22 protein-coding genes are annotated in these 20,702 nt (G+C 45.3%); 16 read left to right on the forward strand and 6 right to left on the reverse strand.

The features are described from left to right. Positions 1-71: 71 nt before the first annotated feature. Positions 72-473, forward strand: a complete 402-nt coding sequence (locus tag LQZ07_RS18905; protein ID WP_152782015.1) for a hypothetical protein — start codon at positions 72-74, stop codon at positions 471-473. On the opposite strand, the gene LQZ07_RS24605 is transcribed toward LQZ07_RS18905, so the two are convergent. After that, on the reverse strand, positions 468-596 hold the full coding sequence (locus tag LQZ07_RS24605; protein ID WP_255483924.1) for a hypothetical protein: 129 nt from the start codon (positions 594-596) through the stop codon (positions 468-470). The two genes, LQZ07_RS18905 and LQZ07_RS24605, sit on opposite strands and share 6 nt — an antisense overlap. Positions 597-1,160: 564 nt before the next feature. On the opposite strand from LQZ07_RS24605, the gene LQZ07_RS18910 reads away from it, so the two are divergent. Together LQZ07_RS18910 and LQZ07_RS18915 are read left to right on the forward strand one after the other, a co-directional pair. After that, positions 1,161-1,670, forward strand: coding sequence for a hypothetical protein (locus LQZ07_RS18910; RefSeq protein WP_152782017.1), 510 nt, complete (start codon positions 1,161-1,163; stop codon positions 1,668-1,670). Between the two features lie 560 nt (positions 1,671-2,230). Further along, positions 2,231-2,917 carry a hypothetical protein gene (locus LQZ07_RS18915; RefSeq protein ID WP_152782019.1) on the forward strand — a complete coding sequence of 229 codons (687 nt, stop codon included), beginning with the start codon at positions 2,231-2,233 and terminating at the stop codon, positions 2,915-2,917. Between the two features lie 263 nt (positions 2,918-3,180). Here LQZ07_RS18915 and LQZ07_RS18920 read toward each other — a convergent pair whose 3' ends face one another. Together LQZ07_RS18920 and hutX are read right to left on the reverse strand one after the other, a co-directional pair. Continuing rightward, on the reverse strand, positions 3,181-3,693 hold the full coding sequence (locus tag LQZ07_RS18920) for a pyridoxamine 5'-phosphate oxidase family protein (protein ID WP_152782023.1): 513 nt from the start codon (positions 3,691-3,693) through the stop codon (positions 3,181-3,183). Further along, a complete protein-coding gene (gene hutX, locus LQZ07_RS18925; RefSeq protein ID WP_152782024.1) occupies positions 3,693-4,208 on the reverse strand; it encodes a heme utilization cystosolic carrier protein HutX in 516 nt (171 codons plus the stop codon). Before hutX ends, LQZ07_RS18920 begins: the two co-directional genes overlap by 1 nt. A gap of 180 nt (positions 4,209-4,388) precedes the next feature. Between hutX and LQZ07_RS18930 the strand changes: the two genes are divergently transcribed. The 6 genes from LQZ07_RS18930 (at position 4,389) to LQZ07_RS18955 (ending at position 9,144) form a co-directional block, all read left to right on the forward strand. Further along, entirely contained in the window at positions 4,389-5,216 is an 828-nt protein-coding gene (locus LQZ07_RS18930) for an energy transducer TonB (protein ID WP_152782026.1), read from the forward strand. Positions 5,217-5,220: 4 nt separating this feature from the next. After that, positions 5,221-5,958, forward strand: a complete 738-nt coding sequence (locus LQZ07_RS18935; protein ID WP_016402993.1) for a MotA/TolQ/ExbB proton channel family protein — start codon at positions 5,221-5,223, stop codon at positions 5,956-5,958. Next, positions 5,955-6,377 (forward strand): biopolymer transporter ExbD, encoded by a 423-nt coding sequence (locus tag LQZ07_RS18940; protein WP_152782028.1) that lies wholly within the window; start codon positions 5,955-5,957, stop codon positions 6,375-6,377. Before LQZ07_RS18935 ends, LQZ07_RS18940 begins: the two co-directional genes overlap by 4 nt. Continuing rightward, positions 6,370-7,224 carry a hemin ABC transporter substrate-binding protein gene (locus LQZ07_RS18945; protein WP_152782030.1) on the forward strand — a complete coding sequence of 285 codons (855 nt, stop codon included), beginning with the start codon at positions 6,370-6,372 and terminating at the stop codon, positions 7,222-7,224. Before LQZ07_RS18940 ends, LQZ07_RS18945 begins: the two co-directional genes overlap by 8 nt. A gap of 62 nt (positions 7,225-7,286) precedes the next feature. After that, positions 7,287-8,354 (forward strand): iron ABC transporter permease, encoded by a 1,068-nt coding sequence (locus LQZ07_RS18950; RefSeq protein ID WP_016402996.1) that lies wholly within the window; start codon positions 7,287-7,289, stop codon positions 8,352-8,354. Between the two features lie 7 nt (positions 8,355-8,361). After that, entirely contained in the window at positions 8,362-9,144 is a 783-nt protein-coding gene (locus LQZ07_RS18955; RefSeq protein ID WP_152782032.1) for a heme ABC transporter ATP-binding protein, read from the forward strand. A gap of 8 nt (positions 9,145-9,152) precedes the next feature. Here LQZ07_RS18955 and LQZ07_RS18960 read toward each other — a convergent pair whose 3' ends face one another. Further along, complete coding sequence (locus LQZ07_RS18960; protein ID WP_152782034.1) at positions 9,153-10,052, reverse strand: AraC family transcriptional regulator; 900 nt, start codon at positions 10,050-10,052, stop codon at positions 9,153-9,155. A gap of 295 nt (positions 10,053-10,347) precedes the next feature. On the opposite strand from LQZ07_RS18960, the gene LQZ07_RS18965 reads away from it, so the two are divergent. From LQZ07_RS18965 to LQZ07_RS18995, 7 genes are all read left to right on the forward strand, one after another. After that, positions 10,348-11,223, forward strand: coding sequence for a virulence protein (locus LQZ07_RS18965; RefSeq protein WP_152782036.1), 876 nt, complete (start codon positions 10,348-10,350; stop codon positions 11,221-11,223). Beyond that, complete coding sequence (locus tag LQZ07_RS18970) at positions 11,223-12,152, forward strand: alpha/beta fold hydrolase (protein WP_152782038.1); 930 nt, start codon at positions 11,223-11,225, stop codon at positions 12,150-12,152. The genes LQZ07_RS18965 and LQZ07_RS18970 overlap by 1 nt, the downstream gene beginning before the upstream one ends. A 5-nt stretch (positions 12,153-12,157) precedes the next feature. After that, positions 12,158-13,459: a DUF4056 domain-containing protein gene (locus LQZ07_RS18975; protein WP_194164117.1), complete on the forward strand. Its 1,302-nt coding sequence runs from the start codon at positions 12,158-12,160 to the stop codon at positions 13,457-13,459. Further along, positions 13,452-14,603 carry a BamA/TamA family outer membrane protein gene (locus LQZ07_RS18980; protein WP_152782040.1) on the forward strand — a complete coding sequence of 384 codons (1,152 nt, stop codon included), beginning with the start codon at positions 13,452-13,454 and terminating at the stop codon, positions 14,601-14,603. Before LQZ07_RS18975 ends, LQZ07_RS18980 begins: the two co-directional genes overlap by 8 nt. Before the next feature lie 110 nt (positions 14,604-14,713). Further along, on the forward strand, positions 14,714-15,349 hold the full coding sequence (gene ribA / locus LQZ07_RS18985; protein WP_152782042.1) for a GTP cyclohydrolase II: 636 nt from the start codon (positions 14,714-14,716) through the stop codon (positions 15,347-15,349). Positions 15,350-15,456: 107 nt separating this feature from the next. Further along, positions 15,457-16,365, forward strand: a complete 909-nt coding sequence (locus LQZ07_RS18990; RefSeq protein ID WP_152782044.1) for a DMT family transporter — start codon at positions 15,457-15,459, stop codon at positions 16,363-16,365. Between the two features lie 140 nt (positions 16,366-16,505). Next, positions 16,506-18,551, forward strand: coding sequence for a methyl-accepting chemotaxis protein (locus LQZ07_RS18995; RefSeq protein ID WP_152782046.1), 2,046 nt, complete (start codon positions 16,506-16,508; stop codon positions 18,549-18,551). Between the two features lie 73 nt (positions 18,552-18,624). Here LQZ07_RS18995 and LQZ07_RS19000 read toward each other — a convergent pair whose 3' ends face one another. Next, positions 18,625-19,731: a DUF1513 domain-containing protein gene (locus LQZ07_RS19000; protein ID WP_152782048.1), complete on the reverse strand. Its 1,107-nt coding sequence runs from the start codon at positions 19,729-19,731 to the stop codon at positions 18,625-18,627. Then, on the reverse strand, positions 19,721-20,698 hold the full coding sequence (locus tag LQZ07_RS19005; protein WP_152782050.1) for an imelysin family protein: 978 nt from the start codon (positions 20,696-20,698) through the stop codon (positions 19,721-19,723). Before LQZ07_RS19005 ends, LQZ07_RS19000 begins: the two co-directional genes overlap by 11 nt. Positions 20,699-20,702: the final 4 nt, after the last annotated feature.

Genomic DNA, 20,702 nt, shown 5'->3' on the forward strand with positions numbered 1-20,702 from the left:
CTAGACAACTGATGTAAACAAGGAAAAATGGTAAGCTATTTTTTGTAAAGGCGTTAACTAAAGAGGGAGTTATGTACAAGGAAGCTGATTTTAAACTGAGCCAAGAAGCGTTTAGCTTTAAAAAAGACTCATACCCTTTATCAAAAATAAATAATGTGAGAGTTAAAAAACTGAGTTTGCTCGATAATTTGGGGCAAATCATCTTTTGGCTATTTATCTTCTCTGGCGCAGTTTGGCTTGCAATTCCAAGCCTAGAAAGTTCACCAATTTGGTTAAAAGTTTTAGTCATCTCCTTAACGATTATAGGTTTGGTTTTTGGTCTGTATCGTTGTTCAAAATATGCGTTCCAAATTGAGTTTCGGCATATAGATGAAACAGGAGTTCAGTGGATAAATGTTGCCAGATTTTCCTCTAAATCTGACTATGCGTTATTTGAGCAACAATCGACAATACTGAAGGCTGCGTTCTTATGATATATAAATATCAACGGCAAACGCGCCTAAGTAACTCGCTTCGCTAAAACAGTGCTCAGCTTGAACACTTATCACTTCGGCGACACGGCGATAATGAAGGAAGTGAACAGGACGAATAAACACATACCTGCCCCTTTGTGTATTAGCTATAGAGTAAAAACTTTCGCCTGCGGCGACGTCATTAAGCTTCAACGAGCAAAGCTTAGCTAAGCAAAAGAAAACTCACCCTGCATCTTCTTAGATCCTCCGTTGCGCATTCACAAGGGAGTTGAAGTAACTCGCTACGCTCAAACAGACTTCAACTCTGCTCCCTTGTCCATTTGCGCTACTCGGCGAAGATGATGGGATTGAAAAGCACAATCTTGGCTATCGACAGTGTGAAACGTTTTTGCCCCATTCGGTGTTACAGCGCGCTTACAATTACTCTTAACAAACTTATGTACCCTTAATTTTTCTAGTTTTGTGGACAAAGCACTGTCGTTATACACAGATAAATTGTGATTCCTACTTTCTACAAAGGCTTGCATGCTTTTGTGCTGATTTTTTTGTTATTTTTCGAGCTAGGTGACTGATGTAGCTTAGGAAAGGTGATAGTCTGGATTCTATCAAATGTATGATAAGAGGAAAAACCCCTTGTTTAAACAAGGAATTTTTCCTCTTAATAAGCTGTTATGTTCTCGGAGTCACATGGAAAGTTTTGTAGTCGCAATCATTAGTTCAATTAGTAGTGTTAGCTTAATAGCTCTTATTACCTTTTTATGCAGAAACTGGTTGTTAGAAAGGCTTAAAGCTTCTGTAAAACATGAATATGATTTAAGGCTTGAAAGTTACAAATCTCAAATAACTAAGTGTGAAACAGCATACGAAGAAATCATTGTCGCTCTTTATGACATGATTAAGTATTTTAGGGTCCATAAAGAGGACTATGGTCAAGGTACTGGATTGTCAGATGAAAGAGAAAGAGAGTTACTTCAAAAATACATAGGTGCATCATCTTCACTAAGTAAAGCTACCGATATCGGTGCTTTTTATATATCGAAAGAATCTGTGGATATCCTTCAAAAGTTAAAAAGTCGAGAAATGTTAGATTATTATAACGAGCCTAAATTCGAGTTTTATGAGCAAGAGTACCAAGAGCATGATAAGGCGCTTAAAGAGCTTCTTATTTCTGCAAAGAAAGATTTAAAACGAACATAACAAGTCGCTAAAAGTGGACGCAAAACAGTTGGCTTGCGCTCATTCTTCGCTGATTTTAGCCAACTATTTGTGCGCCCGTTAGCGAGGCGTTATGCTATCAATTAGTGTAGGTGGGAATTACAAATGAGAACAATACGAGATAAGTCTCAAGAATCTTCTGTGTCTTTGGAACTTACGGAATCCGAATTGAGGTATTTGTTAGCATGTGGGAGCGGGCTTCTTTTAAATATCCCAGTGAATTCTCTGCCTACATATACGAACTATACAAAAGAACAGATACTTGAGTTTTCATCAAAAATTAGAAAGCTAATGGATGAAAACGATATATCAATATAGATTCGTCAAGGTTTTCGAGTCGAAGAGCTGAGGCGTGCTAAGCTAGCATAACAATGCCGTTATGGGCACTGCGCGCCCTGGGATGGCAACCACGACGCGGCGGAGCCGCTGTTGCCGCCCCATACGGCGGCGTTACGTTTCTCGTCAATATATGATTACATATGTTCGCTATCACTTTCTTTTTATCGAACATAGAATATCCGTTTTAAATGAATGAGTCTAATATGCGCTTTAAACATCTTTTATTACCTGCTATCTGCGTTGTGGCTGTATCTGGTTGCCAAAGCACAGGAAACTCTTCTTCCAATATTGAAATCTATGAACCAACTGAATTGGAAGTTCATTCTTTATACCCTTTCCAAGTTATCAAACAGCCAGAAACACCTAATGAAAGGCTTCAAGTAAACTCTCGTGGGAGTTCTTCTCTTGCGCTTTATTGCCTTTCAGGGGAAGTTGAGATAAAAGTCATAGGGGATATGGTATCTGTTGGTTCAAACGATACAAAACAATGGCCTAATCTAGGTTATATTCACAACGGAAACCATATCAACGTGGGGGTAGCTACTCAAAAGGCACCTGATGGTACGACAAATTACAGCTTTTCATTTACTACTGAGATCCTAGACTACTCAGAGCGGAATACCGTTAGTGGCAGTTATGGAACAATAGTACACCAACTAGCTTGGAACGATGAGAAGGATAGTAAGGGAATAATGTCCGGAAAGTGGACCATCCGATCACAAGGTTTCTACCACAATAATGAAATATCAAGTGCAGAACCTATTAACTCATATAAAAGTATCAAATGTACTGAGATGAGTGAAGCCAAAGTGATTGAGACAAAAGAGTTATTTTATCGTATGTCTGTTACACCAGAGCAAGCAAACTATATTAGCAAAAGCGAAACTTAACAAAGCATTGAAGAGTGATTCGCAACGCTTCCCGGTTTCGCTTCGCTCAACTAAAGCCAAGCGCCGCTCACACCTTAATGCGGCGTTAATACTAGGTATGTCTAGATTGGGTGACTCAAACATCAAAGGCATAAAAAAAGCTGCACCAATACTAGTGCAGCTACAGTCTAATAAGACCCAAGGTTTCAGCTTTCGCTGAGTGTGGAGAGAGTACTTACGTACAAGGGCAGCTAAGCCCCAACGGGTGTAAAACCCACGAGCAATTAAGCCCGCTTTTTATGCCCTTCCTTCAAGTGCACAAAATCGACATCGTCTAGGCCTTTAATATCAAAGGCTTGACCAAATCCTTTTACATAACGTCCTTTAATCGGTTCTAAAGCAAACAGGCTAAAGTCGGCTAGTTGGCGTAAGTTGCTAACAATTTCGCCGTGGCGCTGTTCGAGTAAATCAATCACTTGCTCTCGCGGTTCGTCGTCTACTTGCTTGGCAATAACGTCGTAACTTAGGCGTTTACGGGCATAAATTTGCTTAGTATCGGCTTCGTCGTCAATTAACATTACGGCGGCTTTGTTGTGAGCGCGCAAGTAATCGGCATGCTTGGAAATATCGCTAATTAAAATGTAAAACGCCCCTTGGTAACAAATAAATGGCGAGTACGAGCTATGTGGGAATTCATCTTCCCCCAGCGAGGCAATCAAAATACTCTGCTTGCTAGCAACAAACTCTGCTATTTCGGGGCCTAGGCGCGATGCCAAGCGTGCTTTTTTATCAATCATTACTGTTGGTTCTCTAGTTCCGTTAGTGCCATGTTTTGCTTTAGCAATTCAAAGCGTTCTACTTGTTCTGGCAACAATACGCGTTTGCGATCTCGCCCTAAATAAATCTTAAATATAGTGCTGCCATTATCATCAAAGAACTGAAAACAGTAACTTTGGGTGCCGCGCAAGGGCTTACTAATTAAGGCAATGCTAGCAATGTTGTCTAACTTTAAATGGCCATGTAAATGGCTTTGCTTATCCATTAAATTGTAATAACCGTGGCCTGGTTTACCACAAGGAAAGTTATCTTTTATTTCAAATACTGAACCAGCCACTTGAATGATGGTGGTCATTGGTCCCCAACTTGGGAGATCGTACATTAGCCATTGCAACTGCTCGTTAGGTAACCAACAGGCCCATTCTTCAGGCAGAACTTGTACAATTTCTGCTTCGCTGCATTGCGCTTTTTCTGCCAATTGAGCCACACTTAATTCGCTGTGCTGCTCTACTACTTCGGCTGGCGTTAAGGCCATTTAACTCTCCTATCTTGCTTGCTATTAGCGGCTTGTTTGGACAATAGGCCAAACTGCTTAACTGTTTGTCACCTTAACCTAGCAACAAATCAAATGCAAATCATTATCATTTGTATTTACTTATTTTTTATTTGCCAGTATCCTAGGCCCAATGTCGAGTTAATGGTGTAAGGGTAAAAGATGGGGAAGCTTAGTTTGGCCGTGCTAATTTCAGCGGCTATACATGGCTACTTTATGTATATGCAGCCCAACATCAAAGAGATGACACAAAGTAGTGGCGGCCAAACGGCAGCGCCAAGTTTAAGTGTTGTGGCAATAAATACCTCGGTGGTGGCAACAGAACAAGCTGAAACACCTTCAGAAGAGGCCTTAACCCCTGAGATTCCGCCACCAGTTAAACAATTAGCAAAACCTGAACCGGCAAGCGCCAAAACGCTAACAAACAAGCCTACACCTCGCCCAGTTGAGCAAAAAACAGCGGAAGTAAAACCTGTAGTAAAGGACACACCGAGTGAAAAACAGCCCCCTAAACCTAGAGAGCAAAATCAACTTGCCCAGCATAAACCGCCGCAGCCGGAGCAAGTTAAAAAGACGCCTACAGAACCCCTTAAACCCGCAGCAAAGCCTGATCCTAAGCGCAAGCCTGTTGAAGAGTTAGACACCGCTCAAGCAAGTGCTAGCCAAGTAAATAGTCAGGCGCAAACCGAGCAAGGTTTGTCTAAATTGCCGCGCATTAATACCCAGCCTCGCTTTGCTCAACCGCCAACAGCCCCAGTGTATCCACGGGTGGCTAAAAAACGCGGTTTAGAAGGCACAGTAATGGTAGAAGTTTGGTTAGACCCTACAGGTCGACAAACCAAACGTGAAATAAACAGTAGTTCGGGCGTAAAAAGCTTGGACAAAGCGGCATTAAAGGCGGTGAAGCGCTGGCAGTTTAAGGGCCTGATTGTAGATGGCCAAGCTCAAGCTTCGCGCGCGCTTATCCCTATTCGTTTCAATTTGAGTTAAGTTTATGCAAATAATATCTTCTGAACAGCTTGGTGCGCTAAGCAACATTTTAACTTCGGAGCAATTGGGCGACTTACGCTGGCCAATTGTACTTTGCTCGGTATTGGCCTGCGCCATCATCATTGAGCGCATCGCCAGTTTAGCCTTTACTCACATTGCTATTCACCAACGTAACTGGCTTAAACTTGCCACCCATTTACTTACCAGTAAAAAAGCCCCATGCAAAAATCAAAAGCAGTGCTTTTCGCAATCTCGCAGTTTGGCGCGCAAAGCCATTTGCTTGTTATTAGTACATAAAGATCAAGCTAAGAACCTACGTGAAGAAATCGCCGCAGTATGGTTACGCCAACAGCAGCAAAAGCTGGCTAGAGGTTTAAAAGCCTTACACATACTGGCCTTAATTAGCCCTTTGTTGGGCTTACTGGGCACGGTGCTGGGCTTAATAGAAATGTTTGATGCGCTAGCAGTAAGTGAGCAAGCCGTTAACCCTGCTATGTTATCGCAAGGTTTAGGCACGGCCATGTATACCACTGCCGCAGGCCTATTAGTTACAGTGCCGGCACTGGCTTTTGCTCATGGTTTAAGCCTTTGGAAAGACCGGATTATTCATGAATTAGAAACCACCATTAACCAGGCAAATCTAATGATTGAAGGGGTGAACACTCTCGCCGATGATGCTCGCACCTTGGCGGCATTTCAGCCTGAAGCGAAGACTAAAGAGTTAGAGCACGCGCCAGCATGATCCGCATCGAACAACAGCACAACAGCTTTAGCATGGTGCCCGACTTAACCGCCCTACTCGATATTATTTTTATTGTATTGGTGTTTTTGCTGCTCACTGCCAATAGCCGGGTTTACCAAATGGATATGGATTTACCCAGCACCAGCCAAGAGCAAAGCAGCGTAGCCAGTGAACCTGCCGAGCTGCAGCTTAGTTTGTTTCAAGAAAATCCCATTTGGGGCTTGGATGAGCAGCGTTATCAAACGTTTGCCGACTTTGAACAAGCCATAAAACAACAAACTAGTCAGCAAAGCGATCCCAGCGTGAGCTTAGCCAGCGAGCGCCAAGTGCCCGTTGAACACCTATTAAAAATGTTAGAGCTGCTACAACAGCTAGATATTAAAACCACCCAAATACTCATGGATAAGAACAATGATTAAGCGCCATCTCTCTCCGCTGTTTTCTGCCTGTTTAGGGCTAAGCCTTATTGCCAGCACAGCGCTGCAAGCTGAACCGCTAAAGCGCGTAGTAAGCGCTGGCGCTAACATCACTGAAATCATCATTGCCTTAGATGCTGAGCAACAGATTGTTGCGGTAGATTCTACCAGCCAGTTACCCAACAACCTTTCGCTGCCAGTAGTGGGCTACCATCGCCAACTTAGCGCCGAAGGTTTGTTAGCTCTTGCGCCCGACGCAGTAATTGGCAGTGATGAAATGGGCCCCGACAGCAGCCTTAATCAGCTGCAGCAAGCTGGCGTGCAGATCCACCGATTAAATAGCCAATCTACAGTTGCCAGCCTTGAACAGCGTATTGATGCCTTAGCCAAACTACTGGGTCACCCAGCCAAAGCCACGGAGTTGCATCAAAAGCTAAAACAACAGCTAACTCAGCTAGATGAATATTCACAATCGGCCAAGCCAATGAATACTCTGTTTTTTATGAGCCACGATGCGAAAAAGCTACTCACTGCGGGCAGCGATACAACTGCCAATAGCATTATGGAGCTAGCAGGTGCGGTAAACCTCGCCAAACCACATTTAAACAGCTACAAGCCGCTATCAGATGAAGCGATACTTTCTATGCAGCCAGAGCTCTTGTTGTTTAGCCAACGCAGCTTAGACAAATTGGGTGGTGTACAAGGTGTGTTAAGCAGTTTTCCGGTATTAGCTGCGACCCCTGCTGGAAAAACCAAGGCAATTTATGCGATTGATGGACATGCACTTATTGGTGGCTTAGGCTTGGCAAGCATAGATGAAGCGGTGCGCCTAAGCCAACGCTTGCAGTAAATCGTTAACCCCTTGCTGGCGAAGGCTTAAACCTTCGCCATTGTAATTACTAGGTTGTATTAATGTCTCTATTTTCTCAGCATTCGGCTAACCCCAATGCCTTGTTTTCAGGATGGCTACTGCCCGTAGCTTTGCTGGTATTGTTGGCCACCGCGCTGTTGTCGGTCACCCAAGGGCCAATGAGTATTCCGGTGAGTGATGCCTTAAGTGCCTTGCTGCCCTTTAACTTCGAAAGCGACGCACCGGCGCATTATCAACTAGTGGTAACGGGCATTCGTTTACCCCGCACCTTATTGTGCATTGCGGTTGGCGCCATATTGGCAATGTGTGGCGCGGTAATGCAAGGGCTATTTCGTAACCCCTTAGCCGACCCCGGCATTATTGGTGTGTCTAGCGGTAGTGCAGCGGGTGCAGCCATTGCGATTGTATTGCTGGGCTTGGTGAACTGGCAGCTGCCTGAATTTATTAGCGCTTTAGCGGTGCCACTGTTCGCCTTTATTGGCGGCTTTGTAACAACGGTATTGGTATATCGCCTAGGCACCACACCTAACGGTACTTCGGTAGTAATGATGCTATTAGCCGGTATCGCTGTTGGCGCATTATCTGGCGCAGGTATTGGCTTATTAAGCTATTTAGCCAATGACCAAATGCTACGTGATTTAAGCTTGTGGCAAATGGGGTCGTTAGCTGGCGCTACCTGGAGCAACATAGTATTAGCCTTTGTCACTTTAGCTATTTTGCTAGTGGTATTTATGCGCAAAGCCCAAGCCTTAAATGCTTTGCTGTTAGGCGAAGCCGAAGCGGGCCACTTGGGTATTCAAGTTCAAAAGCTTAAAAGCCAATTAATTTTCTTTACTGCGCTTGGCGTAGGCATAGCGGTATCGGTATCGGGTCTAATTGGTTTTGTGGGCTTGGTGGTTCCGCACTTAATTCGCATGCTGCTAGGGCCTAATCATCAACGCTTAATTCCCTACAGCGCATTATTGGGCGCAGCCTTATTGTTACTGGCTGATTTGCTTTCTCGCTTAGTGATAAGCCCTGCCGAGCTGCCTGTTGGCATTGTTACAGCCTTGGTTGGCGCACCGTTTTTCATCTTCTTGCTGTTACAACAGCGCCAGCGAATTGCGTAGGGTTTCTATGTCGTCTTTATCAAACAGTATTCAACTGCAAGGCTTAGATTTTTCGCTAGGCAACAAGCAGCTTTTTAAGCAACTTTCATTAAGCTTTGCCGCTGGCCAACACACTGCATTATTGGGTGCGAACGGTGCAGGTAAGAGCTCGCTACTAAAACTTATTTGTGGAGATCGCCAACAACAAGCCGGCGACATCCAAATTTTAGCTAAGCCGCGCAGCGAATGGGATAAACCCCAGTTAAGTCGCCATTTAGCCGTGTTGCCACAAAGCTCGGAACTTAGCTTTGCCTTTAGCGTGAGCGAAGTGGTTGGCTTGGGCTTAATAAACAGCCGCTTAAGTTATCAAGATCAGCAAAAGATTATTAAGAAACAGCTTGAGTTGATGGATATTTGGCACTACAAAGATACCCCCTATCCGCAGCTTTCTGGCGGTGAAAAGCAACGCGTGCATTACGCACGAGTGACTGCGCAGCTAGCCACCACGCCCATCGAACAGCAAATTCTATTGTTAGATGAACCCACCAGCGCCTTGGACTTAAGCCACCAGCAAGTGTTAATGGAACACGCAGAAAAGCTCAGCCAGCAAGGCGCTACAGTCATTAGCGTAGTGCACGACTTAAACCTTGCCTCTCGTTACTGCCAGCGCATATTGCTGTTAAAAGACGGTGAAATTTGCAGTGACGGAACGCCTGAACAAGTACTTAATCAAGCCAATATTAAGCATGTATTTGATTACCAAGCCGAGATAATGCGCCACCCAGAACAAGACTTTCCGGTGGTTATTTAGCAGCCCTGCTAGCTTTTATTTCGAAAGCTGGCTGGGCTGTAGCCAGTTAGTTGCTTAAAGCGTGCGCTAAAGTGGGCTTGGGAAGAAAATCCGGTTTGATAAGCCACTTCTGCCAAACTTAATTCGCCTGTAAGCAATAAGCTTTTAGCCCGTTCGATACGGCGCTGGCTTAGGTATTGATGAGGGCTTAACCCGCTGCTTTGTTTAAACATACGGGCAAAGTGATAGTCACTTAAACCCACCAAATGGGCTAACTGATTCAAGCTAAGTTTGTCGGCTAAATGTGCCTCTATAAACTCTTGGCAACGGGCAAGCTGAAACGGCGCAAGCCCCCCACTTAAGGTTGGTTCAGTTAACTGTTTAGTTAGGTAGTGTTTGCTTATATGGCCAAGCAGCAGTTGGCTAAGTTGATCCAAGGCTAAACGGTCGGCATCGTCTTGCCAATTAAGCTTAAGTAGCCACTGCTGAATAAGGCTGCTTACGGCGAGATCGTCTGCAAAAGTAAGATCTTGCACGTCAAAACCAGTACTGCTTTTATCCCAAATGTGCTCAATACTTTGGCTTAGATCTTTATCGCTAAAATATAAATGCACAAAGGCCAAATCGCCATCCACTTGCCAACGAGATTCATGACCAGCAGGCATTAAACAAAGTTTTCCCGGAGCACCGCCACTCACCAGTTCTGAGCCAATCAGCCGCTTAGTTTGATAACCACCAGCAAGGTAAACACTTAAGGTGTGATGCTCTGGGCGATGATAAGAAGTACGGTCATTTTGATTAGACCAACGGGCAAAACCTAACTGCTCGCCAAGGCTAACGCTATTATGTAACACTGCCCGCGCTTGATTAAGCCGTTCAAATACATGGCTACCTTGAATAAGGCGATGATCGGTTAAGTTGCTGCTCATACCACCTCCTTTTGGTGTAGCGCACTAGCTTAGAAAGTATCACCAACATTCCCACTTAAGCAAGCCTACTAATAACAGTAATTGCTTGCCTTAGATCAGATACTCAAATAAAATTGCCCCGATTACTATAAGCACTGAACCTGAACGCATATCAGGCTATGTAGCGCATTCTTAAAAACTCTTCTAAGCGCTGCCCTCCAAACCACACGGACGTAGACACTCTGCCTTTGCAAGCGGGGTGGTATTGGCGATCGTTGCTTAATTATTTACACGCAAAATTGAGACAAGTTCGTACATGAAACTATCTAATTTTCTGCCGGGATTTAGCGCTTTAATGCTATTGGCCCCCTTATTTAGCTTTGCAGAAAACTCACCGCAGCCCACTGACGAGAGTGAGCAATACCAGGCTTTTTTCCCCATTTGGGCGCAAGAGGCCATCGATTTGGGCCACAAACTGCCAAAGCCATATGGCTTTAGCATTAACTACATGAGCATGTCGCAGCCGCTAATTGTGGATAGCGTGGCCTTTTCTGGCCTTGGTAGCGCCATCGACAATCTGGTCGGTGTTAGTGGTAGCCACGCTATTCAAGACTCAGAAACCCTTACTCTGCGCGGAGATGTTTGGGTTTTACCCTTCATGAATGTATATGGGGTACTGGGGCAAACCAAAGGCAGCAGTGTTGCCAATGTTCAAGTAGATCTCGCCGGCATGCCTATCGGAGACCCCTTCGATTTTAGCTTAAACTTTAGCGGTATAACCTACGGTGCAGGCACAACAATAGTGGGCGGCGTGGGGAACTGGTTTGCTTTGCTTGATGTTAACTACACCAATACCGATCTCGATATTTTAGACGGAGAAATCAGCACCATTGTGGTCACCCCACGCGCAGGTTACCGCTGGGAAGTGGGCGGGCGTGATATTCAGGTTTGGGGCGGCGCGATGTATCAAAACGTTGAGCAAACCTTTAGCGGCAACCTAAACGACATTGGTATTAACTTGCCACCACCGCTGCCTAGTGGCGGTAAGTTTGTGGTTACACAACACCTAGAAGAAAAGTGGAATGCCTTAGTGGGCGGACAAATGTCGCTTACCGAGCATGTAGATGCTTTGCTGGAAGTAGGCTTTGGCAAACGCAGTAGCTTTATGCTTGGTCTAGGCTACCGCTTCTAATGCGCATAGTGAATGTGTTTCCCCGCTGGTTGCTCGGCTTGGCTTTACTGTTAAGCCTAAGCGGCTGTTCTGCCCTAGCGGTTAAAGAGCAGCTAGACGCCAAGCAACTGCAAAAAGCGCAGTTTACCGAAAGTGAACTCAGTTTGGCTGAAGGCGGTCAGCTGCGTTACTGGGTGGGCGGCCACGGTGAGCCATTAATATTGCTGCATGGCTTTGGCGGTACAGCCACCACAACCTGGTTGCCAATGATGCTAGAACTTAGCCAGCACTATCGAGTCATAGCCCCAGATTTAGCGTGGTTTGGTGACTCTTATAGTCAAGGCGATGCGAACATTAGCACCCAACGAGAAGCGGTTAATCAACTCTTGGCGCAATTGCGCGTAGAGCAATTTAATTTGGTAGGCATCTCCTATGGGGGGCTAGTCGCCTACGACATGATGGCGCAGCAAACAGGCATTAAAAAAGCGGTAATACTCTCTAGCCCAGGCACCTTTATCAGTGACCAAGAGCTGCTTGAACTTAGTCAGCGTTTTGAGCGAGAGCAGCCAGCCGATATTTTTGTACCCGAAAATCGCCAACAAATGCGCCATTTGCTAAAGGGCGTATTTAGTCATTTTCCACCGCTGCCCCACGCTATCGATGAGCAAATCTATCAGCGCTACTTTGCTCTATGGCAGGCTCAGAAACGCCAATTAATAGAAACCTTGCCCGAATACCGAGACCAACTCGCCCCACAAGTAGAACCACAAAAGATGCCACCTACCCTGGTTATTTGGGGAGAGAACGATCGAGTATTTCCCTTACAGCAAGGCAAACAATTGGCGCGCTATTTAGATGCCCCCATGATGGTGATATCAAACGCCCCGCATAACATTAGCAATGAACATCCCAGCACTGTTAGCCAAGCAATAACGCTTTTTATTGAATGAGAACCATGAACAAACTTTGCACAGCCAATACAACTAACAACGGCCGCTTAATTAACACGCTGGCTTTGTTAACTTTAATCGCCCTATTAGCTGGCTGTTCGAGCAATAATTGGCAGACTCGCAACCAACCAACAACGGAAGCGGTGCAAAGTGCGCTAAGCGAACAACCTGATTTACAGCTACTTAGCCAACAAACTCCTCAACAATTTAGCCTAGCCAGAATGCCAGAAGACGTAAGACCTTGCTGTGCTTTTGGCAACGCCCACAAGGTTAAAGTAGGCAGCATACAGGTACCTTTTTTCCGTTATGCCAATACCTTATCGCTGGATGAAATTGGCCCACACGCCTATGAAGCGGGCACCTGGAGCTTTCAACGTGGCGAGCCTAAAGGTCGCCGCAGCGGCGAAAACAATGGTCAACTTTATACCTTACGTGGCGGCTTTATCGACTTAGCCCATGTTCGCGATACAGCCGACAACACAGTAGCCTTGTTTCAGCGCATTTACCCACAGTTAGGCCAAGCATTTACCATTGAACTACCCGCGGAAATCGGCCCCAGAGAAATTCGCATTAAAGCCTTTAAGGTTGAGCATTTAAGCCACCAGCAACGCTGGGAGTTAGCCGCGCAATTAGCAGCGAGAATGGCGTATTCAATGGCCGAAGCACACGAAATTGCCCAATGGCATGGTTACCGTAGCTGGCGCCCATGGTCTGAAGAAGTATCGGCCTATTCGCCAGAGGATCTCTACTCAAACATGCTAGGTGCAAAAATTGGTTTAGCGTTGGTGGTTAACAACTTAAGCATGACCAGAGAGCTCTATAACCAGCACATGAGCCAATGGTTAAGCGCGTCCATAGCGCAGTTAGAGCCAGTATCAAAACAACAAACTAATGCCATGTTTGATGCCATAGACGGCCACTGGTGGGACTCAAATCAAGCGCTGCCCAGTAAGTTTATGCTACTAAAACGGCACTATCGCTTAGGCAAAGAACAGCATCCGTACTTAGTGCCCGAGCAGCTTGCTCAGCAAGATGCTACCTGGCCATTGCTTGAACCGCTGTTTGCCAAAACACCTAACCCGATGCCACTTTCGCTGCCCGCGATTGTCCATGGAGTTGATATGGCAGGAGTTTCCCAACAGTGGCTAGAAGTAGCCCCTAAGTACCAAGCAAGCTTTAGCCATATACCCATCCACCTTTGGCAAAACGGTTTTAGCAACCGCAAGTTTTTAGCAATATCAGTCTATAACCAGCTGCAAGATGAGTTAGAGTTGCAAGCCCATATTGGCGGCCAATTAAATGATTAAACTGGTTTATTTTATTGCCGCTGTAAGTGGCGGTGCCTTAGCTTCAGCAGATTTAGCCGAACAGCAGCAAAGCCAAGCCGATGGCAGCTTTATCGATAACATTCTAGAAAAGCTTGGTGCCGACGGCGGTTACGATAGCAGTAAAGCCATCGACTTTAGCGTACTGCCCGGTCCATTTTATAATCCAGAACTGTCTTTAGGAGTTGGCATTTCCGCCATTGGTTTATACCAAATTGGTGAAAGCGACCAAGTAAGCCAAACCTCTTCTTTGGTGATTAACGGCTTTGCTTCAATTAATGGCTCAATCGGCATGACCATCGATAACCGCAGCTTTTTCAAGGAAGACCAGTGGCGCCTTTATATTGATGCAGATATCGCCGACGCTCCCGATGTTTTCTACGGCGTGGGATATCAGCAAAACCATCAAGACAATAACCGCGTTGATTTTAATCATCGGGAATTTTCGTTACGCCCTATGTTACTTGGTCGCGTGGCTGACTCAGCCTTTATCGGCGCAGGCTTTGACTTTAGTTACGCGAAAGCCAGCGAGATCGACCCATCTCAAAGTGAAGTAGATAGCAGCATTCTTGAATCCAGTTCTAGTGCAGTGGGCCTTACTCTACAAGCGAATTACGACACCCGAGACATAGTACGTAATCCCTATGAAGGAAGATTATTGCAACTAGATGCTGGCTGGTATCACCCGCATATTGGTAGTAACGATAGCTTTCAAACCCTTAGCTTTAATTACAGCGAGTATTACCGTTTAGGCCCGCGAGATAGCGTGCTTGCTTGGCAATATAAAAGCCGCTTTAGCTATGGTGATGTGCCTTGGCACATGCTTTCTACCGTTGGTGGTGGCTCAGCCCTACGTGGCTATACCACAGGCAGATATCGCGACAAACAAATGATGATGAGCCAAATAGAGTATCGCTGGGATTTACCCAGACGGCACGGCTTAGTGTTTTGGCTAGGAGCCGGCGCAGTAGCCCCGACATTGGATGAATTTAGCAGCCAAGAAATACTGCCCAACGCTGGCTTTGGCTACCGCTTTGAAGTAAAAAGCCGAGTGAACTTGCGCTTAGACATGGGCTTTGGTGATGGTGAAAGCGGCTTCTACTTTAATGTAGATGAGGCTTTTTAAACCATAAAGGCATAACCACAAACGATTTACGATTAGGAATTGCTTTGCATTTGGTATAATGAATTTATACACTTCGCCCTCGCCATAAGCTGTAGTAATGGAGCGCTTAAATGAAATCAGCAGAAAAACTAAGTAGTATTCGCACTCGCGTCCCCTTTCAGGTGGGCCGACGTAGCGATATTCCTGCTGAAATGCTCTCATTTACCGACCTAAACAGCGACAAAGAACACGTTGCTTTGGTATTTAAAAATGCCGATAGCCAACAAACTACCCCTCTAGTGCGGATCCATTCAGAATGCCTAACCGGCGACGTATTTGGCTCATCTCGCTGTGATTGTGGCGAACAGCTAAACGAAGCTATCGAAAAAATGGCTGAGCAAGGCGGCGTTATTTTATATATGCGCCAAGAAGGCCGCGGCATTGGTCTGTACAACAAGCTAGATGCTTATGAACTACAGATTAAAGGCGTAGATACTTATTCGGCGAATAATCAATTGGGCTTTGATGACGATTTACGCGACTTTAGTGAAGCGGCACAAATGCTTAAAGCTATGGGTGTGTCGGAATTAAAGCTACTTAGCAATAACCCCAAAAAACAAGCCGCTTTAGAGCAAAATGGTATTGCGGTAAAAGAGCTGCAAAGCACCGGTGTATATCGAAAAGTAGATAACCACTACTACTTAGAAACTAAAGCCAACCGTGGCAAACACCGCTTAAAACTTACCAAAGACATGCAACCGTCTTAAAAAGCGCAATAATCTATAAAAACGACTAGCGCTGCGCAATAATCTGAAATACTTCCTAGCGACCACCTGAGACACTACGCTTTTAGTGACACCAGCAGGAGGCTGCAATGATAGGATTTATTTATTTCGCAACCGTATTTATATGGGGCACCACTTGGTTAGCCATTGCCTATCAAATTGGCGACGTGCCGATTGTCAACTCTATCATGTACCGCTTTGCCCTTGCCTCCTTGGTATTGGTGCTGTTTCTGCTTATTACCAAACGCCTACAAAGACTTAGCTTAAAACAACATGGCAGCTGCTTATTGCTGGGTTTATGTTTGTTTAGCTGTAATTTTATGCTGTTTTACCATGCTGCCCAATACATCCCAAGTGGCTTAATTTCAATAGTATTTTCCATCGCGACCATTATGAACATGGGCAATAGCTGGCTGTTTCATGGGCAAAAACCCAGCTTGCGTTTAATCTGCGGAGGCATATTGGGTATAAGCGGCATTATCCTGTTGTTTTACCCTGATATCAGCCATAGCGAAACCGCCAGCCAACAGTTGCTTGGTTTAGTAATGGCGCTAGCAGGAACCTACTGTTTCTCGCTGGGTAACATGCTCTCGGCCAAACAACAAAAACAAGGCTTATCGGTTCTCTCTGTCAACGCTTATGGCATGGCTTATGGCGCAGCACTGCTATTAGTTTGGGGCTTGTTAAGTGGCCAAGAATTTGGTTTTAGCACTGAGCCGCTGTACTTAGGTAGTTTGATATATCTGGCGATAATTGGCTCGGTATTAGGCTTTAGCTTTTATTTGGTATTAGTGGGGAAATTAGGCCCGCAAAAAGCCGCCTATGCCACTGTGCTTTTCCCAGTAGTGGCGCTAGGTTTATCAACCGTTTTCGAAGGCTACCAATGGACATTAGTAAGCTTAAGTGGCGTTGCAATAGTGTTACTTGGCAACTTACTGGTATTTACCAAAGCCAGCCCATGGCAAAAGTGGCGCTTAAAGCTCGCTAAAGTTGAATGAATGGACAACATTTTTGAGTATCCCTGCACTTTAGTAACATACAAATGTGAGCATTAGCAGAATACACCAATAGTATTATTAAATATCACTTACAAGTTGTTCTATACTGATTAAGTTATTAATTTGCAAGGATAGCTTTCATGCTCAAATCTATATCGATTCGTAAAAAACTCTTTGTTCTTCCTTTACTGCTAGCAGCAGCAATGATGGGTGAAGTAATCCTTGTAACAAGCTCTCTGCAACAAAACCATGACGACGCACAAATAGTAAATATTGCCGGTCGCCAACGCATGCTTACTAAGAAATATTCTGCTGAAGAGTTGCATAGAAGCTACTTAAAAGAACAAGAATTTCCAGGCATTCTTAGTGCCGACAACACGGTAAAGCTATATGAAGCTTCACTCAGTGCGTTAATGAGGGGCGGTCAAACCTACGCAGATTTAGGCCTCAAACAGCCTATAAACTTACCCGCTCCCAGTTACCAACCCTTCATCGACCAACTTCAACTCGTTGAACGTTTATGGAAACAACAATTAACTGCAGCACATAAACTGGAAAACGACCCTACAGGCGCCAATGCCAACGCTTTTTTGGAAATAAACCACAAGAGTATGGCGGCCATGAACAAAGCGGTACTCATTTACGCCGATTACGCAGAACTTAAACTAAACAACCTCGTTAATAACAGCATCGGGCTCGCAGTGATTATGGTGATTTTGGCCTCGCTAGTAGCTTGGATTGTCATTAGAGACACTACTCAGCCAATTAATCTATTAGTAGGAATTAGCCGAAAAATTAGTCGCGGTGATTTAAAGCCATCAGCTGAACTTACCCAAATTATCAGCAAAAATGAATTAGGCATGTTGGCGCACCACATCGAATTAATGCGTGAGTCGCTGCAAGAAGCATTAAACGAAATTCAACAGGCTTCTAGCAGCATTAACTTGTCGTCAAACCAGGTGTCAGAGTTATCTAGTCAAATTAGCCAAGCTAACCGCAACGAGCAACAACGCTTTAGCAATATGTATGAGAACTCTCAAACTCTTGAAGAATCCACCGCTCGCTTAAGCGAGATTGCCGCCGAAACCTTAACTATGGTGACCCAGTGTAACGAGTTATCCACTAACGCCTCAGCCTTAGTGGGCGAAAACATCACCATGATGACCACCACCTCGGAAGAAACAGTTAAAGCCAGCAGCTTTATTCAAGATCTAAGCAACACTGCTGAGCAAGTTTATGGCATTGTGGATGCTATTCGCGCCATTTCAGAACAAACCAACCTACTTGCACTAAATGCCGCCATCGAGGCCGCCAGAGCCGGTGAACAAGGCCGTGGATTTGCCGTAGTTGCCGACGAAGTACGCAGCCTTGCAGCCAGAACAGGAAGTTCCACCGATGAAATTGCCAAGTTAATTACCCAGCTTACCGAAGGGGTACAGCAAGTCGTTAATAGCATGGGAGAGGTAACAGAAAAGGTTGAGCTAAGCCGCGAAACCTCGAAGCAAACCGAACAAGGCATTCTCCAGGTAACAGATAAAATTCAATCTGTGGCGCAAGCGCAGCAAAGCATCGACGAACAAGTAGAACGCCAAAACCAGCAGCTAGACATTTTAAAAGAAACCCAACGAGAGCTGCAGGAAATTATCGAAGATAGCCACAATAAATCGGAAACCTCATCACTGGTTGCCGGGCAATTGGCGAGAGTATCTAGCAATGTCACCGACTTACTACAGCGCTTTTCTATCGAAGCGTCGCTTAAAGCAGAAACTAAACACGAAGACGAAAAACGCAGTCATCCACGCGTACCTACTGGCTTACATTTCTCACTAAGCCAAGGGCACTTAAAAACCCAAGGCTTAACCAAAGACATTAGTAAAGGTGGTGTAAAACTGGTTATTCCTGGCAGCATGCATTTAAACAACAAGCAATCAATTGTGCTCAATTTGGCTTACTTATATAAGGGAACCAACAAGCAATTTGATATAGCCGGCAAAGTGATGGATGAAACCAAAGACGAATCTGGAAAACTTCAGTTGCACATCCGTTTTGAACAAGCAAATACAGAGCAAAACAAAGCGTTAGACGAAATTTTTGAAGAGCATGGCCTGCAATCAAACTTCAATAACAACGGAACAAAACAGCGCTACCTAGACCCACACACCGATACAGTGCAATACAGCTCTTAGCTACTGCTAAACTAAAAAAGCCAAGCCTTACTGCAAATAGTAATGAGCTTGGCTTTTTCACATCTTAGGGAGTCTACAGCGCTAAAACGCTTAAGTGGTTATCCCACTGCCAAGCGGTTTGTTGGCGCTGCAATTTATTGCTTGGCTGAATAAGCTGGCCTTGCCCGGTTGAGGCGAACCACGAATGTTGGCTAGCTGCTAAGCCACATACATCGTCAATTTGCATAAGTTGCTCAAGGTCTCGGCTTTGTTCTGACCATACAGCCAACTTAGCACCGCGTGGAGAACTGGCGATAAGCTTGCCATTGCTGCTTACTATGCTGCCAATATATTGATTAAACAAAGCCCAATAATCGGCATCAGCATCCAGCGCTTGGCATTGCTCATTACCTTTGTGCGAGTATATGAGCGAGGTAACTTCTTGCTCAGGGTTTTGTCCTTGGCAAGCTAACCACACGGTATCGCTGGCTTTAGAATAACTTAGATGGCGAATACTTAACTGCGGGTTGTTGAGTTCTCGGCGTTGAAGCACTCTTCCGCTTCGGCTATCCAAATACAATAGAGCAGGCTTCATACTGTCGAGATTAAGCTTTTCTCGCCCCTGGGTATGAATACCCCCCACCGCAACCACCAAACGCTGCTGCGGCAATAACAGTAACTGGTGTGGGCCTAATCCGCCCAATGACCACTGAGCGCTTAAACTCCACCCGGAATCTAGCTGGCGATACACCAAAATCTGCCCTTCACTGCTAGCACTTAGCCCCGCGGTCACGTAAAGCTGTGTGGCATCTTCCGAAAAAACCGCATGCCCAAAAAAGTGCATACCTTGTGGCGGTGAAAGCTGCTGAATCACCTCACCAGACTCTGGCGAAAACAACATAATGTATTTGCCCGGTCGGCGAGCAACACAAGCGGCTAGAGCCTGCTTAGGTTTAGCTAAAGCAACATAGTGGCCCCGAGCAGGCAAAGCTAACTGGTAACGCAGTTCGCCTTGTATATTCATGGCTGCGACATAGTGTTTATCTACTTGCTTGGCACAAGCAATCAGTAAACTTTGCGGGCTTAGAACCGACTCATTGCTTAAGCCTTTTGCTAAGGCGGGTAAGCTTAAGCAACTAGCCGAAGCCCCAAAACCCAGCAGCTGAAATAACACCTGTCGGCGATTAAACTTAGTCGCCATCGTTATTGTTAAAGCCCAGCTCAATTGATAGAGCTTGAGGAATTTGGTTAGCAAACAAGCTATCCAGCTTGGCTAAGTGAGGTTCGGCTTGCTGCCAAACGGAAAGTTCGACTTTTTCATCACTGGGCTCTTGGCCTGGCAAAAGTGGTATTAAAGCACTAAATTGCTCACCCACCTGTTTTGCTAACTTACTGTCACTGCTGGCTAAAAACGGCGCTAGATCCTGCTGGTAACGCGTTTGCAATAAGCTTAACTGCTCGGCTAATAACTCAGCGCTAATGTTAGCTCGCCATGCCTCGCCTTGGTATGGGCGCAAGCGTTGGTGCTTGGCTGAATACATAGCGCGAAACTTTCGCAGCATAGTACTAGTTTGTAAGCGATAACTATTTAGCACATCACTGCGCAGCTGCTCTACTTTCAGCTTTTCCAATTCAGCGCTTTTTAGGCCACTACTCACTTGCTCAGTTGCACTCACATAACGGTTCACCGCACCCGGCAATAGTGAACAGCGTTGTTGGTCGCTTAAGGTTTCAAACAGTAAATACTCTTGAACCCGCAGATTACTGTGGGTATCGCTTAAAGGCATAGGCGCATTAGATAAAGCCGCCTTTACCTTGCGCCCAGTGGTATCTTTTTTGTCGGGCCAATAGCTAATCGCCCAATTGAGCTTAAGATCAACCAAAGGACCAAGGGCGCTAGACTGCAGCGGCAAATAGGCCAAATAGTTTTGCTTCCATAGCAATTGGCTAGCTAATAGAGCCTCTTGGCTAGGATCAGCACAGTAGCTCTCGATGTGTTGCTGGTAACTACGCGCTTGTTCAAGCAGCTGCGCGCTAACCTTAGCAATTGACAGCTTTTCTTGCTCAAGCCATTGCTGTTGAGAGGTTGTGGCGCTGGCATTAGCACAACTTAAGCCCAATACTCCCAGCAAGCCCATGGTTAGGCCACGCAAAAACTGCTTCTTCATACTT

The sequence above is a fragment of the Agarivorans sp. B2Z047 genome (assembly GCF_023373605.1).
GTDB classification, from domain to species: domain Bacteria; phylum Pseudomonadota; class Gammaproteobacteria; order Enterobacterales; family Celerinatantimonadaceae; genus Agarivorans; species Agarivorans albus.

Bases quoted from the DNA above. Each gene is read 5' to 3' on its own strand.
- LQZ07_RS18950 (WP_016402996.1), top strand. From the start codon at position 7,287: ATGTCTCTATTTTCTCAGCATTCGGCTAACCCCAATGCCTTGTTTTCA.
- LQZ07_RS18995 (WP_152782046.1), top strand. From the start codon at position 16,506: ATGCTCAAATCTATATCGATTCGTAAAAAACTCTTTGTTCTTCCTTTA.
- LQZ07_RS18930 (WP_152782026.1), top strand. From the start codon at position 4,389: ATGGGGAAGCTTAGTTTGGCCGTGCTAATTTCAGCGGCTATACATGGC.
- LQZ07_RS18980 (WP_152782040.1), top strand. From the start codon at position 13,452: ATGATTAAACTGGTTTATTTTATTGCCGCTGTAAGTGGCGGTGCCTTA.
- LQZ07_RS18935 (WP_016402993.1), top strand. From the start codon at position 5,221: ATGCAAATAATATCTTCTGAACAGCTTGGTGCGCTAAGCAACATTTTA.
- LQZ07_RS18945 (WP_152782030.1), top strand. From the start codon at position 6,370: ATGATTAAGCGCCATCTCTCTCCGCTGTTTTCTGCCTGTTTAGGGCTA.
- LQZ07_RS18975 (WP_194164117.1), top strand. From the start codon at position 12,158: ATGAACAAACTTTGCACAGCCAATACAACTAACAACGGCCGCTTAATT.
- LQZ07_RS18915 (WP_152782019.1), top strand. From the start codon at position 2,231: ATGCGCTTTAAACATCTTTTATTACCTGCTATCTGCGTTGTGGCTGTA.
- LQZ07_RS18965 (WP_152782036.1), top strand. From the start codon at position 10,348: ATGAAACTATCTAATTTTCTGCCGGGATTTAGCGCTTTAATGCTATTG.
- LQZ07_RS18990 (WP_152782044.1), top strand. From the start codon at position 15,457: ATGATAGGATTTATTTATTTCGCAACCGTATTTATATGGGGCACCACT.
- LQZ07_RS18970 (WP_152782038.1), top strand. From the start codon at position 11,223: ATGCGCATAGTGAATGTGTTTCCCCGCTGGTTGCTCGGCTTGGCTTTA.
- LQZ07_RS18905 (WP_152782015.1), top strand. From the start codon at position 72: ATGTACAAGGAAGCTGATTTTAAACTGAGCCAAGAAGCGTTTAGCTTT.
- LQZ07_RS18960 (WP_152782034.1), bottom strand. From the start codon at position 10,052: ATGAGCAGCAACTTAACCGATCATCGCCTTATTCAAGGTAGCCATGTA.
- LQZ07_RS18940 (WP_152782028.1), top strand. From the start codon at position 5,955: ATGATCCGCATCGAACAACAGCACAACAGCTTTAGCATGGTGCCCGAC.
- LQZ07_RS18910 (WP_152782017.1), top strand. From the start codon at position 1,161: ATGGAAAGTTTTGTAGTCGCAATCATTAGTTCAATTAGTAGTGTTAGC.
- ribA (WP_152782042.1), top strand. From the start codon at position 14,714: ATGAAATCAGCAGAAAAACTAAGTAGTATTCGCACTCGCGTCCCCTTT.
- LQZ07_RS19000 (WP_152782048.1), bottom strand. From the start codon at position 19,731: ATGGCGACTAAGTTTAATCGCCGACAGGTGTTATTTCAGCTGCTGGGT.
- LQZ07_RS19005 (WP_152782050.1), bottom strand. From the start codon at position 20,698: ATGAAGAAGCAGTTTTTGCGTGGCCTAACCATGGGCTTGCTGGGAGTA.
- LQZ07_RS18920 (WP_152782023.1), bottom strand. From the start codon at position 3,693: ATGATTGATAAAAAAGCACGCTTGGCATCGCGCCTAGGCCCCGAAATA.
- LQZ07_RS18955 (WP_152782032.1), top strand. From the start codon at position 8,362: ATGTCGTCTTTATCAAACAGTATTCAACTGCAAGGCTTAGATTTTTCG.
- hutX (WP_152782024.1), bottom strand. From the start codon at position 4,208: ATGGCCTTAACGCCAGCCGAAGTAGTAGAGCAGCACAGCGAATTAAGT.